General features: G+C 59.2%; 11 protein-coding genes. 1 reads left to right on the plus strand and 10 read right to left on the minus strand.

What is annotated here, in order from left to right:
- Window positions 1-7: 7 nt before the first annotated feature.
- The 4 genes from ACP7BE_RS21635 to ACP7BE_RS21650 form a co-directional block, all read right to left on the minus strand.
- Entirely contained in the window at window positions 8-1,363 is a 1,356-nt protein-coding gene (locus tag ACP7BE_RS21635; RefSeq protein WP_426107208.1) for an MFS transporter, read from the minus strand.
- A 150-nt stretch (window positions 1,364-1,513) separates the two neighbouring features.
- Complete coding sequence (gene kdgD / locus ACP7BE_RS21640; protein ID WP_095002493.1) at window positions 1,514-2,425, minus strand: 5-dehydro-4-deoxyglucarate dehydratase; 912 nt, start codon at window positions 2,423-2,425, stop codon at window positions 1,514-1,516.
- A 353-nt stretch (window positions 2,426-2,778) separates the two neighbouring features.
- Entirely contained in the window at window positions 2,779-3,528 is a 750-nt protein-coding gene (locus tag ACP7BE_RS21645) for a FadR/GntR family transcriptional regulator (RefSeq protein WP_095002585.1), read from the minus strand.
- A gap of 263 nt (window positions 3,529-3,791) precedes the next feature.
- Window positions 3,792-8,504: an AAA domain-containing protein gene (locus tag ACP7BE_RS21650; RefSeq protein WP_426107211.1), complete on the minus strand. Its 4,713-nt coding sequence runs from the start codon at window positions 8,502-8,504 to the stop codon at window positions 3,792-3,794.
- A gap of 182 nt (window positions 8,505-8,686) precedes the next feature.
- On the opposite strand from ACP7BE_RS21650, the gene ACP7BE_RS21655 reads away from it, so the two are divergent.
- On the plus strand, window positions 8,687-11,656 hold the full coding sequence (locus tag ACP7BE_RS21655; RefSeq protein WP_426107213.1) for an autotransporter outer membrane beta-barrel domain-containing protein: 2,970 nt from the start codon (window positions 8,687-8,689) through the stop codon (window positions 11,654-11,656).
- Between the two features lie 235 nt (window positions 11,657-11,891).
- On the opposite strand, the gene ACP7BE_RS21660 is transcribed toward ACP7BE_RS21655, so the two are convergent.
- From ACP7BE_RS21660 to ACP7BE_RS21685, 6 genes are all read right to left on the minus strand, one after another.
- A complete protein-coding gene (locus tag ACP7BE_RS21660; protein WP_095002490.1) occupies window positions 11,892-12,470 on the minus strand; it encodes a TerD family protein in 579 nt (192 codons plus the stop codon).
- A gap of 39 nt (window positions 12,471-12,509) precedes the next feature.
- A complete protein-coding gene (locus ACP7BE_RS21665) occupies window positions 12,510-13,085 on the minus strand; it encodes a TerD family protein (RefSeq protein ID WP_016783512.1) in 576 nt (191 codons plus the stop codon).
- 26 nt (window positions 13,086-13,111) lie between these two features.
- Window positions 13,112-14,158 carry a TerC/Alx family metal homeostasis membrane protein gene (locus tag ACP7BE_RS21670; protein WP_095002489.1) on the minus strand — a complete coding sequence of 349 codons (1,047 nt, stop codon included), beginning with the start codon at window positions 14,156-14,158 and terminating at the stop codon, window positions 13,112-13,114.
- 7 nt (window positions 14,159-14,165) lie between these two features.
- Entirely contained in the window at window positions 14,166-14,615 is a 450-nt protein-coding gene (locus tag ACP7BE_RS21675) for a tellurite resistance TerB family protein (protein WP_095002488.1), read from the minus strand.
- A gap of 66 nt (window positions 14,616-14,681) precedes the next feature.
- A complete protein-coding gene (locus ACP7BE_RS21680; RefSeq protein ID WP_426107216.1) occupies window positions 14,682-15,911 on the minus strand; it encodes a TerD family protein in 1,230 nt (409 codons plus the stop codon).
- Window positions 15,908-16,498 (minus strand): TerD family protein, encoded by a 591-nt coding sequence (locus tag ACP7BE_RS21685; RefSeq protein WP_095002486.1) that lies wholly within the window; start codon window positions 16,496-16,498, stop codon window positions 15,908-15,910. Before ACP7BE_RS21685 ends, ACP7BE_RS21680 begins: the two co-directional genes overlap by 4 nt.
- Between the last annotated feature and the right edge of the window lie 41 nt (window positions 16,499-16,539).

Consider the following 16,539-nt stretch of genomic DNA (forward strand, 5'->3'; position numbering starts at 1 on the left):
CCGCTCCTCAACTATGGACAGGTAAAATGTCAGCGATTTTCGGGTCGCTGGTCGGTGGTTCTTTAAGTACCACACGCTTGATCGGGCCGACGATCACCAGATAGCTGAAGACCGCCACCAGTGCGTTGCAACCGACAAACACCAGCGCCCATTTGAACGAGCCGGTGGCACTGATGATGTAGCCAATGACGATCGGGGTAGTGATGGAGGCGATGTTACCGAAGGTATTGAACAGGCCGCCGCTCAAGCCGGCGATCTGCTTGGGCGAGGTGTCGGAAACCACGGCCCAGCCCAGTGCGCCCACGCCCTTGCCGAAGAAGGCCAGGGCCATAAAGCCCACCACCATCCATTCAATGTCCACATAGTTGCAGGCCACGATACTGCTCGATACCAGCAGGCCGGCGATGATCGGCGCCTTGCGGGCGAAGGTCAGGGAGTGGCCCTTGCGCAGCAGGTAATCGGAAATGACCCCGCCCAGCACGCCGCCGATAAACCCGCAGACCGCCGGCAGTGAGGCAATAAAGCCGGCCTTGAGGATGGTCATGCCGCGCTCCTGCACCAGGTAAACCGGGAACCAGGTCAGAAAGAAATAAGTGATGCCATTAATGCAGTACTGACCCAGGTAAACGCCGAGCATCATGCGATTGGTCAGCAGTTGGCGTATGTAGTCCCACTTGGGGCCGTCGGCCTTTTTGCCTTTCTGGTCCATGTCGACCATGCCGCCGTTGTCGGCGATGTGTTTGAACTCCGCTTCGTTGATGCGCGGGTGCTCACGCGGGCTGTAGATCACTTTGAGCCAGATGCCCGAGAAGACGATGCCGAACACACCCATCACAATAAAGACGTGCTCCCAACCGTAGGAATACACGATCCAGCCCATCAACGGTGCAAACAGCACGGTGGCAAAGTATTGCGCCGAGTTGAAAATAGCTGAGGCCGTGCCACGTTCGGCGGTGGGGAACCAGGCGGCCACGATGCGGGCGTTGCCGGGAAAGGACGGCGCTTCGGCCAACCCCACCAGAAAACGCAGCATAAAGAGCGCCACCACGGCCGTGGACATGCCGAATTCACCGACAAAGCCTTGCAGCACGGTGAACAGGGACCAGGTAAAGATGCTCAGGGCATAGATTTTTTTCGAGCCGAACCGGTCGAGCAACCAGCCACCGGGGATTTGCCCGGCCACATAGGCCCAGCCAAATGCGGAGAAGATATAGCCCAGGGTCACGGCGTCGATGCCGAGGTCTTTTTGCAGGCTGGAACCTGCGATGGCGATAGTGGCACGGTCGGCATAATTGATCGTGGTCACCAGAAAAAGCATGAGCAAAATCAAATAACGGACATGCGTCGGCTTGGTCGCTTGCATGTAGTACTACTCCCACTGATTATTTTTATGTGCGGGTTGATCTGTTTTGGCTGTAGCTGACGGGTGGAACTTATGTGGGAGCTGCGTGAGCCACCGATCGTATTCCTTTACGTAAAAAGCCGCTGATTACTCAGCGGCCTTGGTCATTGCTTACTGCGGACCTTGCTTGTCGATCAAGGCTGCCAGCGCCTCGTACTCGTCCGGCAGCAGATCGGTCAGCGGGGTACGCACCGGGCCTGCGCCGTAACCGGAAATGGTGGCCCCGGCCTTGACGATGCTGACCGCGTAGCCGGCTTTGCGGTTGCGGATGTCCAGGTACGGCAGGAAGAACTCATCGATGATCTTGCCGATCGTGCCGTGATCGTCACGGGCCACCGCACGGTAGAACTCCATCGCGGTTTTCGGGATAAAGTTGAACACCGCCGAGGAGTAAACCGGTACGCCCAATGCCTTATAGGCAGCGGCGTACACTTCGGCCGTCGGCAAGCCGCCCAGATAGCTGAAGCGATCACCCAGGCGGCGACGGATCGACACCATCAATTCGATATCGCCCAGGCCATCCTTGTAGCCGATCAGGTTGGGGCAGCGCTCGGCCAGACGTTCCAGCAGCGGTGCGGTCAGACGGCAAACGTTGCGGTTGTAGACGATCACGCCGATGTTTACCGACTTGCACACTGCCTCAACGTGGGCGGCAACGCCGTCCTGGCTGGCTTCAGTCAGGTAATGCGGTAACAGCAGCAGGCCTTTGGCGCCCAGGCGCTCGGCTTCTTGAGCGTATTCGATGGCCTGGCGGGTCGAACCACCGACACCGGCCAGGATCGGCACGCTGGTAGCGCAGGTATCGACTGCGGTTTTGATCACTTGCGAGTATTCGCTGGCTGCCAGGGAGAAGAACTCACCCGTGCCGCCAGCGGCAAACAGGGCCGAAGCGCCGTACGGAGCCAGCCATTCCAGACGTTTGATGTAACCCTCAGGGTGGAAATCACCTTGAGCATTGAAGTCGGTTATCGGAAAGGACAACAGACCGGAAGAGAGGATGGACTTCAGTTCTTGTGGATTCATTATTCGAACACCCTGGGAGCACGTTGTGATGAGAAATACGTTAGCGATTCATTGCGTCGTACGTCATCGTACAACTTAAAAAAAGAACGTCAATCTCATTTCTTGAAATCGTGGCTGCCCTGGGCCGAATCAGTTTCGATAAAAACAAAAAAGCCCGTCTAGTACGGGCTTTGGTGGAGTGTGGTGAAAGTGAAATTTAATTTTTGGTAAGTGACAAGTTGTCGTAGAACAGCTCATCTTACGCAGCAATACCCTGTGGGAGGGGCTTGCTCGCCATGCAAGCGCCGCGTTCTGTCAGGCAATCCGCGTCGATACGATCGCGGCCAAGCCCGCTCCCACAGGTGGAGGACGCCCTACCCGCGCTGCGCCTCTGCCTCTTCATGGGCATGGCGCAGGCGCTCGCGGCTGTTGGTCAGGTGCAGGCGCATGGCAGCGCGGGCCGCTTCCGAATCCTGACGGGCAATGGCCTGGTAGATTTCTTCGTGTTCACGGTTCAGGCGGTCCATGTACTGCTGCTGGTCATCATGGGCCAGACGCGCCGAATTGAGCCGGGTTCGCGGGATAATGCTGGTGCCCAGGTGAGTCATGATGTCCGTGAAGTAGCGGTTGCCGGTCGACAGTGCAATCTGCAAATGGAACTGAAAATCCGAGGCCACGGCATCACCGTTACGCGCGGTGTTTTCATTCAGGGCATCCAGCGCCGCGCGCATTGCGGCCAGTTGTTCGGCACTGCGACGCTGCGCCGCCAGCCCTGCAGATTCAACCTCCAGGCTGATGCGCAACTCAAGAATCGCCAGCACATCGCGCAATGTGACGACAGTTGCCGGATCGATGCGAAAACCGCTCGGGCTCGGTGTATCCAGCACAAAGGTGCCGATGCCGTGTCGCGTCTCGACTTGCCCTGCGGCCTGCAGTCGGGAAATGGCCTCGCGCACCACCGTACGGCTAACACCATGGGCTTCCATGATCGCCGACTCGGTGGGCAACTTGTCGCCGCGCTTGAGCATGCCGTCGCGGATCTGCTCGGACAGCACCGTCACCAACTCTTGCGCCAGGCTGCGGCGCTTGCGAGGGAGGCGGGGTACGTCGTTGTGGTTTTCCATGGTGAACATTTTTCTCGAAATCAAAAGGATCGGAAGCATTGATGATTAAAGCAGCTGATCTATCGCCTTGGCCGACCTGAACACTGCGAAATCGCGCCCCCGTAGGGACGCATCATAGCTCAAGGTGGTTGTACGATCACCTGCTGACACATGACAACGCAAAACCCCAAGGGGCTGGCCTGCCTGTAATACGGGCGCTGCGGTCTGGCTGGCCGGGTCACGATATCGCGAGCAGGCTCGCGCCTACTGTTCCCCGGCGAGCATCAGACGGTCAGTGGCAAAGACTGCTCAGCCTCGACATCGCTCACGGCCAATGTGTCGTCCGGTACCCAGAACAAAAACGGGTCTTTGGCCGGACGGTTATCATGGGCCCGCACACGGCCCTTCTCGGTGACTGTTCCTGCGCGTTCAAAGCCATATACCCGACGGCGCTCGACATGAATGCTCGGCGCCGCGCCTTCGCCGCTGGCAGGCTCGATGTTCATTGCCTTCAAGGTAGCCAGCAAATCATCAATGATCTGCTGACGATCAAGGGTAAAAGCCGATGCAAAGCAACGCCAGAAACGCCAGCCCGCCCGCTCCAGAATACGCTGGCGACGCATGTCGCTGTCCCAGCGGTCCGGGCCGTGGAAGCGATCGCCGTCACATTCGATGGCCAGACGACTGTCGTTGTCGCCCTCGACCACCATGTCGATGCGATACGCACCAACGCCCACCTGCGGAATCACCCGATAGCCACGCTGGGTCAGCTCATCGTACATCTCCTGCTCGAAGCCGGATTCGCACAACTCGCGCAGATCACTGACCTGCGCAGCATCCTGGGTAAAAGGGGTTTCAAAGTGCTCAATCAGGCCGCGGCGCAAACTGTCCACAGGGCTGAGGTCGGTCAGCTCGACACTGCGCACCAGGTACATGCGATCCCGTGCCCGCGAAGCGGCCACGTTGAAGCGCTGGGCTATCGAGTCGCGGCTGTTGGCAAAGCAATCGCCGGGAGAGGCCACCATGCTCAGGAACATGATGTCGCGCTCCTTGCCCTGGAACGTGCGGGCATCGCCACAGCTGATCTGGAACTGGGTAATAGCCTCTTCACCCAGCTCCTTGGTCAGCATCTGCATGATCTTTTGCGCTTGCTCGGCGCCCAGCAGCGAGACCACGCCGATGCTGCGTCCAGTGATCTGCGGCAGGGCGATCAGGCGGCGAATTTCCTCGACGATCACCTGGGCTTCGCCAAGGTTGAACTTGCCTTTCTTCTCCCCGTCCATCACCAGCAGATCCACCAGCGGCGGGTCAAGACGCTCAGTCATCAACGGCAGGCGCAGCGGTTTGAGTTCGTGGTTGTAGAACTCTCGCTTGGAGTATTCGATGATCGGCGCCACACAGCGAAAATGCTCGCGCAGCATGGTGCCGCTCTTGGCAAATACCACTTTGAACAGGTCATACAGCGAACGCTCGGGCGACATCAAGGGCCGATACAGGCTCACCTGATTGCCCAGAAAGCGCGCCATCATGTTCTGCACGCGCTCTTCTTCCATGCCGATACCATCGGGCGATACTTGTTTGTCATCGCCCACCACCAGCACTTTTTTCGCCCGCAGCAACGCCGGCAATGCACTGAGATCCGACTGCGACGCTTCGTCGATAATCACCAGGTCAAAGGCACCGTACTGCGCGGGCAGGCTTTCGCAAATGCGGTAATGCGGCATGATCCAGCACGGGATGGCCGAGATCGCCACATCGGCCGCCAGTCGCGCATCCTGACGATAACGCCCGGCGCGTACGCCGGTGCCCTTGCCGATCTTGCGGATTGCGGTGCGGTACAGCTCAAGGGCTGCCCTGACACTCGGCGTGGCGTTTTCCGACAGCCGCAGCCAGGTTCGTTTGACCACCGCATCCTGATAAAGACGCGACAGACTCAGCTCCAGCTCACCGCGTAACTTGAACAATCGCTTGAGGTCTTCGCGTCCGTCGATGCTTTCGAGGTAGCGGGCCAGACGGCTCAGGCGCCACACATCCAGGCAGTTGTCCGGGAGCAGGCCGTCGACCGGCCCGACGACCGGCTCTTCACGCAAACGGGCGACCCAGAGCAGGCCGCCGCTTTGCGCGATCAGGTCGGTTACCCGCTGTACGGTCTCAAGGGCAGTGGCCAGGGCCATCACCCGGCGCAACTCGTCCATCAGCGCGGACCACCGGGTTTGCAGTAAGGCGCTATCAACCTGAGGCTGACCAAGGCTCAAATCCAGAAAGCCTTGCAACTGCTCACTGATATCGCCACCACACCCGGCCAGGGCTTTGTTGAAGGTTTCCTTGATGGCCCAGGTGGCCGCCAGGCGATGGCGTATCAGGTAGTGTCGCAGGATGCTTTCGGCCTCGGCCAATACCGGTGCGTTGCTGCGCAACTGGCTAACCTCGGCCCAGTCCGGGAGCAGCTGCTTGAGTTCGCGGTGGGCACGGGCTTCGCCCTGCTCGGTGAGCACAATGGCATCGAACTGCTCGATCGCCCGGGCCGCTGCCATCAGTTGCTCGGCGTCGGTTTCCAGCGTCGGCAAGGGTATTTCGGCGGCCAGCGCATTCCAGCGCAGCAGCAAGGTACGGCTGTGTTGCTGGAAGTGCACAAAGGCTTGCACATGCTGCCAGTCCTGGTCGCTTTGCGGCTTGCTGCCCAACACCACAATGGTGTCCAGCAACTGTTTTTGCGTGCCCTTGCCAAGCAGGCCGGACAAGCCGAACGGGCGTCGCCCCTGGGCCAGGTTATCGATAGCTGCCACCACCTCGGGTTGCGCATGCAACTCGAACGACAGGCTTACCGGTCGTGCCACAAAGGCCTTGCGCCCTGCCAGCGCGTCTTCGATCTCGCCCTTGAGGCTGGCAAACAGCGCCAGCACATCATCGTTGCCACCACGCATCAGACAAGCCTGCATGGGCGCGGCCCAGCTGTGGGCCGAGGTGCTGATCTGTGTGCGCAGGGTTTGCAGTTGGCCCAAATGCTCGACCAGCGCGTGGGCCTGCTCCAGGGTTTCGGCACTGTTATCCAGCAGGCGCGGCACTTCGCCGGTGCTTTCCTTGAGCTGCAGCTGGCTTTCCTGAGCCAGATCCTGATGCACCTGAATCAGTGTCTGCGCGTCCGGGAAGTCAGCCAGCTGCGGCAGTTTCTGGCCCAGGTAGGCCAGTGAGTCCTTGAGTTCAAGCCGGGCTTCGCGCAAAGCGATGATGTCTTGCAACGTAAAGCGCGGACGATACGCTTCGTCCACGCCGATCCGGTCGGTAAAACCGCTGATCTCATCTTGGGCCGCCGCAACCTGCAAGGCCGCATGGGTAGGGCTCAGGCGCTCACCGTCGATCTCCAGGTCCGACAGATTACGCTCGGCCCAATGAGTGATCTCACGATCAACGCCGGCCATCTGACCATGAAGGGTGTTGATTTCGTCGTCAATCTGCCCGATTTCGCGCTTATACAGCGCACGATCGATGCGCTGTACTTCAGCTGAGATCTTTTGAATGGCGAACTCGAACTGCTTCATGCCGTCCGCTTCACTGCTCAACAAACTGATTGCCAGCGGACGTATGGCTTCCGGGAGTTTTTCCTGCAGCACCGCCAGGGCCGGGTCTTTCATCGACGTCACCAGCACCCGCTTGCCATTGGCCAGGTAATGGCTGATGACGTTGGCGATGGTATGGGTCTTGCCCGTACCGGGCGGGCCCTGCACCACAACGCCATCGTGCACTTGCAGCAGCTGGATGATTTGCACCTGCTCATCGTTGTACGGTTTGGGGAAATACAGCTCCTGCGCTTTTGCCGCCGGCGCATCATCCCCCTGGGTACCGCTGACGTAGGACAAACCACGAAACGGTGGCAGGACCACATCTTCCAGCACACTGGACGGTTCGGTGAGAATGGCCCGCACGGCCGCCGGCAGCTCACCGGCCTCCTCGATCCCGGCTTCAAAGCGACCCAGGTCTTCAATAAACATATTGCTGTCGCGGGCGCGGGCAAACAGGCACCAGGTATCGGTGACACACAAGAACTCGGCAGCCTTGGGGACGGATCGATCACCCTCGGCCAGCGTCACCGGCAAAAACTGACCATGGGCATCGAGCAGGGTCGATGCTGAACGAATCACCGGCTCGTAGCTGGCGGCGTTGAACGGGCTGATGCCGGCCTGATCCTGTTGGAAAAAATCCTTGGCCAGGGTTGCCAGCGGCCCGACACCGGCAATATCGGCCGCCACATAGGCATCCACTTCCAGGCGTGGCTCGGCAGCGCGCGGACGCACTTCAATGGCCATGCTGTCGGGGTTGATGGCGATCTCCACCAACTGGCTGATTAACGGGTAATGGATGACACCGACCACGGGATGTTCCCACGTCGAAACCCCCAGGCCCCACACCAGTTCCAGCTGCGCATCCCCCAGGTTGCCCTGCATCTGTTGCACCAGCATAAAAAGCTCGGCATACAGTTCGATGCTTTTGCGCCGCTGTTTTTCCTCGGCGGCCCACAGGCGCCAGGCCGTTTGGCTGTAAGACTTGAATTGCGCACGGATCTCGCCAGCATCCAGGCAGTCCTCCAGATTGACCCACTCTTCGACAGCGACGTCTTCCCCGATCTGCAGGGCTACAGGCATCAAGCGCGAGCGTTCGTCCTCGGAGATCGCCGTGCTGTTGATCAGGACCTCCCGTGCCAGGCGGACCTTGAGTGCCGGTTCGGTCTGCGGCGTGCCCTTGAGCTCGATCCACAACCCCAGCAGCGGGCTGAGGGGCGCCGGTGGCTTGCGCTCATGCAGACGTTCGAGCTGCAGCCAGACTTCGTCTTCCTCGCCGTTGTGCAGATCCAGGCTGACCCCGGGCAACGCCCGCAATTTTTCTTCGCTGGCACTGAAGGCGCTGTGTTGGCTAAGGGTTAACGCCGGCCGCTTTTGCATCAGCGCGGTCTGTTTAACAAATTCAATCAGGCCGGCAAGACGGGCACGTACTGTTTCCATGGGTGAGCTGAACCACTTCGATAAGGGGGCACTTCGACAGAATCTGGAAGCGCCGAGTAAAAGCGAAATTTCTTACAATGGCCGACACGATACAGAGGTTCTGGTGGTATTCGGATACATCATTTTGTAAAACCTGTTCGCTATACATGACGACCTTATTATTACAAAAAAGGTCGTTCGTCATGCCCGCCTCACCCCAGCGTCTTGCGCTCACCCTTGCACTGCTGAGTACCAGCTGTTTATCCCCTGTGGCGTTTGCCAAAGCGGCCCTCCTCAGCACCGCCAGCACCGACAGCCTGACCCTCAATGGCAACGACACCCTGACGTTGACGCCCAGCGGCAGCCTGACCACCACCAAGGTGGCGGTCACTCTGAAAGACGACACCCGCGGCTCAGGTGTCGTCATCGACAACGCCGGCAGCTTGATCTCGACAGGCGGGAGAGCCATCGACACCAGCGGCAGTACCCGTGGTGAACGCAACTACAGCATTATCAATCGCAGCGGCGCGACGATTCAGGGCAGTAACGATGCTTTGCGAATCGACACCAATTTCACCAGTGGCAGTGTGTTGATCGACAACAGTGGCACTGTGCGCTCGACCGGCAGTGGCCAGGCCATCGACCTCGACTCGCTGCGCAGCGAGGGTGTCCAGACCACCCTTATCAACCGCGAGGGTGGGCTGATCCGCGGCGAATTCAGTGACGGCATGAAAACCGGTTCCAACGCCACAATCCTCAACTACGGCGAGATTTCATCGGGTGATGCCCTGACCGACGACAACAAATTCGACGGCATCGATATTGACTCGGCAACCGGCGTGACCGTGACCAACCACGGCACCCTTTCAGGTGGTCGCCACGGCATGACCACCGATCTGGGCGCAACCCTGGTCAACTACGGCGAAGTCACCGGGCGCAACGGTTCGGGCTTTGGTTCGGACGGCAACGGCACCGTGATCAATTACGGCACCATCACCGGCGCCTACTCCGGGCTCAAGCCCAACGGTGACGGCGATGGCGTGGATATCGACCTGATCGCCCATATCGAAAACTATGGGGTGATTCAGGGTACCGGCGCCGGTGGCGTCGATAAAAACGGCTTTGCCAATGGCAGCGAAGGTATCGCCCTTGGCGGGGGTTATCTCTACAACGCCGCAGGTGCACTCATCAGTGGCGCCAACAATGCGGTGCTGGTGGATGACGGCAGCGATGGCCCCGGGGTCGCGGCCACCCGACTGATCAATAACGGCACAATCAAAGGGCTGGACGGTTTTGCCGTCAGATTTGTGGGAGAGTTCGATGATGTGGTCAGCAACAAGGGTCTGATCAGTGGCAGCAATGGTCTGGCCCTGGACCTCGGCGGCGGCGATGACCACCTGACCCTGGGCAGCGCCAGCCGCTTCGACGGCCTGGTGGATGGCGGTAGCGGCTACGACCGGGTGACATTGGATGACCCGGCCGGTGGCCGCTTCGGCAATAGCCAGAACGTTGAATGGCTGGATGTGAAGTCCGGCAGCTGGATCCTCACCAGCCACAACGACTTCAGTGACGGCGGCGAGGTGTTCAGCGGCGCCCGCCTGGTCAACCTGGGAGCCATCAGCGGCGCTATCACTGTCGATGAAGGTGGCATGTATGCCGGTGGTGGCAGCGTCGCCAACCTGCAGGTCAACGGCACGCTGCAAACCGACACGCAGCTGGGCAGCGCCACCATCAGCCATGACTTGACCCTGAGCAGCGGCGCGACCCTGGCCTATGGCCTCAATGCCGATGGCAGCAGCGCACCGGTGCAGGTTGGCGGCACCGTCCACCTCAATGGCTCGACCCTGGCCATCAATGCCGGTAGCGGTACCTATCCGTGGCTAAGCCAGTACAGGGTGCTGAACGCAGCGGCCATCGACGGCACCTTTGGCAAAGTCACCAGCGATTACGCCTTCCTCACCCCGACCCTCAACTACACCCCCACCAGCGTCGAGCTGACCTATGCGCGCAATGACGTAGCATTTACCGATTATGCCAGCAGCGCCAACGGCCACAGTGCGGCCATCGGCCTGAGCCAGCTAAAGGCCGGCAACGCGCTGTATAACGCCCTGCTCAACACCTCTGCACAGACGGCGGGCGCCGCCATCGAGCAGCTATCCGCCAGCAGCAATGCGAGCCTGGGCAGCGCCACACTGGGCGCCTCTTTGCAGGTGGGCAGCAGCATGCTGGCGGCCATGCAGTCGTTGGGCGCAGGCGGTGGCCTACAGGTTGCCAGTGCCGCCAGTGATGCCCCTGCCCTGGCCGCCACGGGCCTGGTGCCGGGCGTGCGCAACCTCAACGACCCGAATGCCCGGGGCAGGCTCTGGCTGCAGGGCCTGGGCAGCTATGGCCGGCTGGACGCAATCCACGGCAACAGCGACCTGACCCAACGTACCAAAGGCGGTGTACTGGGTGCCGACTGGGCGCTAACCCCGGACTGGCGCATGGGTGTACTGGGCGGCTACTCAAAAACCGACGTGGACAGCACCGGCATGGAGGGCAGGGTCAACAGCTGGCACGCGGGCGCCTATGCCATTCACCAGAGCGGTGCGCTGGCCCTGCGCCTGGGGGCAGCGTATAGCGGCCATAACGGCGACAGCAAACGCAACGTGATATTCAACGGCTTCAGCGATCAGCCCAAGGGGGACTACCACGCCAGCAGCCAGCAGGCTTTTGCCGAACTGGGCTACGCCCTGGGCAGCGGTCGTCTGAGTGCCGAGCCGTATGCCAACCTGGGTTATCAGCGTTATCAACGTGACAGCTACACCGAAAAAGGCGGTGCCGCGGCGTTGCAGGTTGACCGGCAAACCCAGGACAACTTCAGTAGCACCCTGGGTGTACGGCTGGCGCATCTGAACCAGCTCGAAAACGGCATGAGCATCACACCCCGCCTGAGCGCTGGCTGGAAACACCTCTATGGTGATGTCGGCAGCTCAACTACCCAGGCCTTTGTGCTGGGCGGATCGGCCTTTGATGTCGAAGGCAGTGCGCTGGATCGCAACTCGCTGGTGCTGGAGGCCGGGCTGGATCTTGGCGTCTCTGCCAGGCAGACCCTGGGGGTGGGCTATACCGGCGATATCGGCAGCAACAGCCGCAACCACGGGCTGATGGGGCAGTGGCAGATGAGGTTTTGATCAAGCGGTGCGTGGAATACTTGTAGCAGTTGCCGAGGAACGAAGGCTGCGTTCGAGGGCGAAGATCTCGTAAAACCTGAGCGTTCAATCTATCTGATGCAGCGAAGTGTCTGATTTCACGACGGCTTCGCCGCCGAACGCAGCCTTCGTTCCTCGGCAGCTGCTACAGGTGTTTATACACAAAAAAAAAGGCCCTCCCCGATACCGGGGAGGGCCTTTCGTTTAACGCCGGGGGTTAGCCCAGGTTAACGCCAAAGTTCGAAGCCAATGGCGCCAGGCCACCGGCAAAGCCCTGACCAATTGCCTTGAACTTCCACTCTTCGCCATTGCGATACAGCTCGCCGAACACCATCGCGGTTTCGGTCGAAGCGTCTTCGCTCAGGTCAAAACGTGCCAGCTCCTTGCCGTCAGCCTTGTTCAGAACGCGAATGTAAGCGTTGGATACCTGACCGAAGTTTTGCTTGCGGCCATCCGCTTCGTGAATGGTCACCGCGAAAGCCAGTTTTTTGGCTTCTTGCGACAGACCCGACAGGTTGACGTTTACTTGCTCATCATCACCGTCGCCGGCGCCCGAGCGGTTGTCGCCCTGGTGCACAACGTTGCCGTCGGGCGAAGTCTTGTTGTTGTAGAACACAAAGCTGCCGTCGTTCAGCACTTTGCCGTTCTCACCAACGATAAACACCGAGGCGTCCAGGTCGAACTCCTGACCGTCAGTAACCCGTGGGTCCCAACCCAGGCCTACAACCACTTCGGTCAGGCCAGGTGCTTCTTTGGTCAGGGAGACGTTGCCGCCTTTACTCAGACTTACTGCCATGTTCGTGAACCCTTATATGAAAAGTTGATGGGGTGCAGATTAAAACTTCAGGCCGTAGCTTTCCGCCAATGGCTTGAGACCGCCAGCAAAGCCCTGGCCCACAGCGCGGAACTTCCACTCGGCGCCATTGCGATACAGCTCGGCAAAGATCATCGCGGTTTCGGTGCTGGCGTCTTCTGCCAGGTCATAACGCGCCACTTCACTGTTGTTGTCCTGGTTCACAATGCGGATGAAAGCATTGCGCACCTGACCGAAGTTTTGACGGCGAGCGTCAGCTTCGTGAATGGTCACGGTAAACGCGATCCGGTCGATGTCGGCGGGTACTTTGGACAGGTCGACCTTGATCGCCTCGTCATCGCCGTCGCCTTCACCGGTACGGTTGTCGCCCGTGTGTTCAACCGAGCCGTCCACGCTTTTGAGCTGGTTGTAAAAAATGAAATCGGAGTCAGCGCGTACTTTACCGTCAGCCTTGAGCAAGAAAGCGCTCGCATCCAGGTCGAAGTCTTGACCATCGGTGGAGCGAGCATCCCAGCCCAGACCCACGAGGACTTTGGTCATCCCGGGGGCTTCTTTGGACAGAGACAGGTTGCCGCCTTTGGAAAGGGAAAGTGCCATGTGTAATTCTCCTTAGTAATGTGCGATCAAGCTTTCGTGTCGTTGTTAACGTCGGATTGCTCTTCTTCCTTACCGGGAAAGATGATGCTGGCCACGATACCGATAGCCAAGACCACCAACACCACAATCAGACTGGTGTTTGGATCAATTTCATAACCATGGCCAAACAGGTGATCGGTTGCGTTCAGGGCCAGCTTGCCGGCGATAAAGAACAGCAGGGCGATAACCGCTTTTTCCAGGTGCACCAGGTAGCGTTTCAGTGCTTCGAGAACGAAGTACATGGTCCGCAGACCCAGAATGGCGAACATCATGGCCGAGTACACGATCAAGGGTTCACGGCTCACGGCAATCACTGCCGGTACGGAGTCGAAGGCAAACAGAATGTCTGAAACCTCAACCACCACCACACACAAAAACAGTGGGGTAGCAAAAAGAGCGCCCTTGCCTACAAGAGTCATTCCCTTGTTCTGCGGCTTCGTGATCTCTTTTTCAAGCTCTTTGCGTGAAACAAAGAAATTATGCCCGTGCAGTTTCGGCCAGACCGGGAACAGTTTTTTCGCAAAACGGTAGGCGATGTGCTTGGAGTAATCCTCCTCCTCATCCTCTTCCTTGCTGCGCAACATCATCACTGCGGTCCAGGCCACGACCACGGCAAACAGCACTTCGACCCAAGGGCCAAACGCCAGCAGGCCAGTACCGATCGCCACGAAAATCAGGCGGAACACAATGGCGCCGATGATGCCCCAGTACAGAACCCGGTGACGCAATGCGTCCGGGATCTTGAACCAGGCAAAAATCGCCATGAACACGAACAGGTTGTCGACGCTGAGTACTTTCTCCAGCGCATAACCGGTAACGAACAGGCTGGCCACACTTGGGCCGTGGGCCACATACAGGTAGCCCGCAAACATGAGCGAGATCACCACCCAGAACACCGACCAGACGGCGGCGTTGGTCAGCGAGACCGGTTTATCGCTTTTGTGGGTAAACAGGTCGATTGCCAGAGCAATGACCGCCAGAGCCACAAATACAGCGATGGTAGTTGGCGGAAAGCCAATTGCCGTGTTTTCCATGATGTCCTCAGAGATCAAAATCGCCAGGGTTCAGCCCCAGCTCATTGCAGATAGTGCGGCAGGCAGCCCGCTCACTTTCATCGAAGTTGCCGTCGGCGCTACCGATTGCGCAGCAAACACGCACCAGCAGGCGGGCGGCATCTTCTTTTTTACGTAGCTGACCGATAGATTTCAGCGCTTCAGCGCGACCGATCTGCTGGTCAAATTCAAACTTTTCACACACGGCGTTGAAAGCTTTGATCACGTCCTTGACGTCAAAGACCTTCAACTCATTGGAGTTTTGAATAAATCCGACCATTTTCTGTTTTTCGTCGCTGCTGATATTGCCATCGGCAGCGGCCACCAGTGCGCAACCGGAAACCACGGCTTCCATAAACTCACGGTTCTTGAATTTGCTGACTTCCGCCGAGAGCTTGTCACGGGCGGCGCTTGCGTTGGTTTTGAGCCATTCGAGCATTGGAGTCACCTTGTCAGAAATTGCAGGTACGGCGCCTGTTTCATCAGGCGGCCACTTACAGAGCGCTCATTTGGAGCCGGCAGCCCAGCGCATACCCCAACCAAACGCTTTATCCATGTCAGAGTGGCCCTTGAAGAATTCAACCCGACGGTTGACCTTCACACTGCCACCGACGTTTTCGAGCAAAGCAATGGCGCACATGCCTTTGGTCCCGCCCTCTTCGCTCAGGCGCACTTCAATCGGCGGCTCACCCGGGATGTACAAGGTGATGACACCGTCAGTCGCCTGCCAGTTCGGGGCACCTTCGTAGATGAACGCGTAAACCAGCACGCGACGCATCTTGCGCCACTCCTTGCCATTGATGCGCAACCACTCGCCGTCACTTACCGAGCCGGTGCGGTCGTCGCCCATCAACTGGATAAACGGCTCGTCACGGAAATCACCGAAGGCATTGCCCAGGGCCTGTACCGCGCCTTTGCGGCCGTTCTCCATTTCGTACAGGCAGCCCACGTCCAGGTCGATCCCGCCCGACTTGCCGCGCAGCGAAGCAAAGAAGCCGCCGCCCCCGGCGTTGGGGTTGGTACGGTTCCAGTTGAGGTTGATCTTGATCTCGCCGAAGTCACCGTCCTTTTTCTCAAGGCTGATGGACGGACGCTGCTTGTCCAGGGTGATCTTCGACAGATTGATTTTCGCTGCCGGTGCCGGTGCTGGTGCTGGAGGCGCTGGAGGTGGCGTCGGCGCTGCTGCCGGAGCAGGAGCAGGAGCAGGAGCAGGAGCAGGAGCAGGAGCAGGAGCCGCAATATCAACCCCAAAGTGCTCGGCCAAGGGCGCAAGGCCACCGGCAAAGCCCTGTGCTACGCAGCGGAACTTCCACACGCCCTGACGGCGATAGAACTCGCCGAGGATCAACGCGGTTTCCTGCATGCCCTGGGTCGGAATCGGTGCTTCGATGCCGCCGCTCACCGTTACGGTCAACTGCGGGAAGGCGTCGAAACGGGCCTTGTTCTCATAGATGGTTGCGGTGAGGGCGACTTTTTCGATGGCCTGATCAATGGCGTCCAGATTGACGCTGAACACACTGCGACCTGCAGCCGATTCCACCAGCTTGACCGCGCCATTATTGACGCTTTGCTGGCCGAAGAAGCACATGTCGTTGTCGCCACGCACCTTGCCCGACTCATTGAGCAAAAACGCAGAAACGTCCAGGTCCGCGCCGGTCACCGGTGTATAGCTGACGGTGACGCTCAGGGTACCGCTGGCAACGCCGGTGTTGGCGCCCGGGGTCAATGTGGTCATGAGCGCACCGCCTGGGCTGCGTCAGTGGCCAGATCCTGGGCGGTACGGCCATTGGCCACGGTGCCGATGGCGGTCAGGTCCCAGCCCGCCGATGTGCGGCTGATGTATGCCATGACCACGCCGGTGTGACGGCCCTTGTCCGACAGGTTGAAGCGCGCCAGCTCTTTGCCGGTCAGCTCGTCAACGATACGGCAGTAGGCGTTTTCTACCGCTTCGAAATTTTGCCCGGTAAACGAGTTCACGGTAAACACCAGGTGCTTGACCCCGGCCGGCAGCTGCTCCAGGTTGACCTGGATCGACTCGTCGTCGCCATCACCCTCACCCGTGCGGTTGTCGCCGGAGTGCACGATGGAGCCGTCTTTGGACTTGAGCTGGCGAAACCACACCAGGTCCAGCGGTTGTTTGGCACTGTCGAGCAGGATGCACGAAGCATCCAGGTCGATGGCGGTATCACTGCTCAGCAGCTTGGCGAAAAAACCGCTGGGCTTGACCGGATCCCAGCCCAGGCCCATGCGAATTTTCTTGAGACCGGCTCCCGCTTCTTTCTCGAGAGAGATGGTTTGATTCTTGGACAGCGAAATGGCCATGAAACGTCTCCTTGTCTGCACTGAAGCACGATAGGTAATTA

It is taken from the genome of Pseudomonas sp. TWR1-1-3 (genome assembly GCF_049896805.1).
GTDB lineage: Bacteria > Pseudomonadota > Gammaproteobacteria > Pseudomonadales > Pseudomonadaceae > Aquipseudomonas > Aquipseudomonas bubulae.

What these genes read in the sequence shown, in the direction of transcription:
- ACP7BE_RS21635 (WP_426107208.1), bottom strand. Translation starts at nt 1,363, where the DNA reads ATGCAAGCGACCAAGCCGACGCATGTCCGTTATTTGATTTTGCTCATG.
- kdgD (WP_095002493.1), bottom strand. Translation starts at nt 2,425, where the DNA reads ATGAATCCACAAGAACTGAAGTCCATCCTCTCTTCCGGTCTGTTGTCC.
- ACP7BE_RS21645 (WP_095002585.1), bottom strand. Translation starts at nt 3,528, where the DNA reads ATGGAAAACCACAACGACGTACCCCGCCTCCCTCGCAAGCGCCGCAGC.
- ACP7BE_RS21650 (WP_426107211.1), bottom strand. Translation starts at nt 8,504, where the DNA reads ATGGAAACAGTACGTGCCCGTCTTGCCGGCCTGATTGAATTTGTTAAA.
- ACP7BE_RS21655 (WP_426107213.1), top strand. Translation starts at nt 8,687, where the DNA reads ATGCCCGCCTCACCCCAGCGTCTTGCGCTCACCCTTGCACTGCTGAGT.
- ACP7BE_RS21660 (WP_095002490.1), bottom strand. Translation starts at nt 12,470, where the DNA reads ATGGCAGTAAGTCTGAGTAAAGGCGGCAACGTCTCCCTGACCAAAGAA.
- ACP7BE_RS21665 (WP_016783512.1), bottom strand. Translation starts at nt 13,085, where the DNA reads ATGGCACTTTCCCTTTCCAAAGGCGGCAACCTGTCTCTGTCCAAAGAA.
- ACP7BE_RS21670 (WP_095002489.1), bottom strand. Translation starts at nt 14,158, where the DNA reads ATGGAAAACACGGCAATTGGCTTTCCGCCAACTACCATCGCTGTATTT.
- ACP7BE_RS21675 (WP_095002488.1), bottom strand. Translation starts at nt 14,615, where the DNA reads ATGCTCGAATGGCTCAAAACCAACGCAAGCGCCGCCCGTGACAAGCTC.
- ACP7BE_RS21680 (WP_426107216.1), bottom strand. Translation starts at nt 15,911, where the DNA reads ATGACCACATTGACCCCGGGCGCCAACACCGGCGTTGCCAGCGGTACC.
- ACP7BE_RS21685 (WP_095002486.1), bottom strand. Translation starts at nt 16,498, where the DNA reads ATGGCCATTTCGCTGTCCAAGAATCAAACCATCTCTCTCGAGAAAGAA.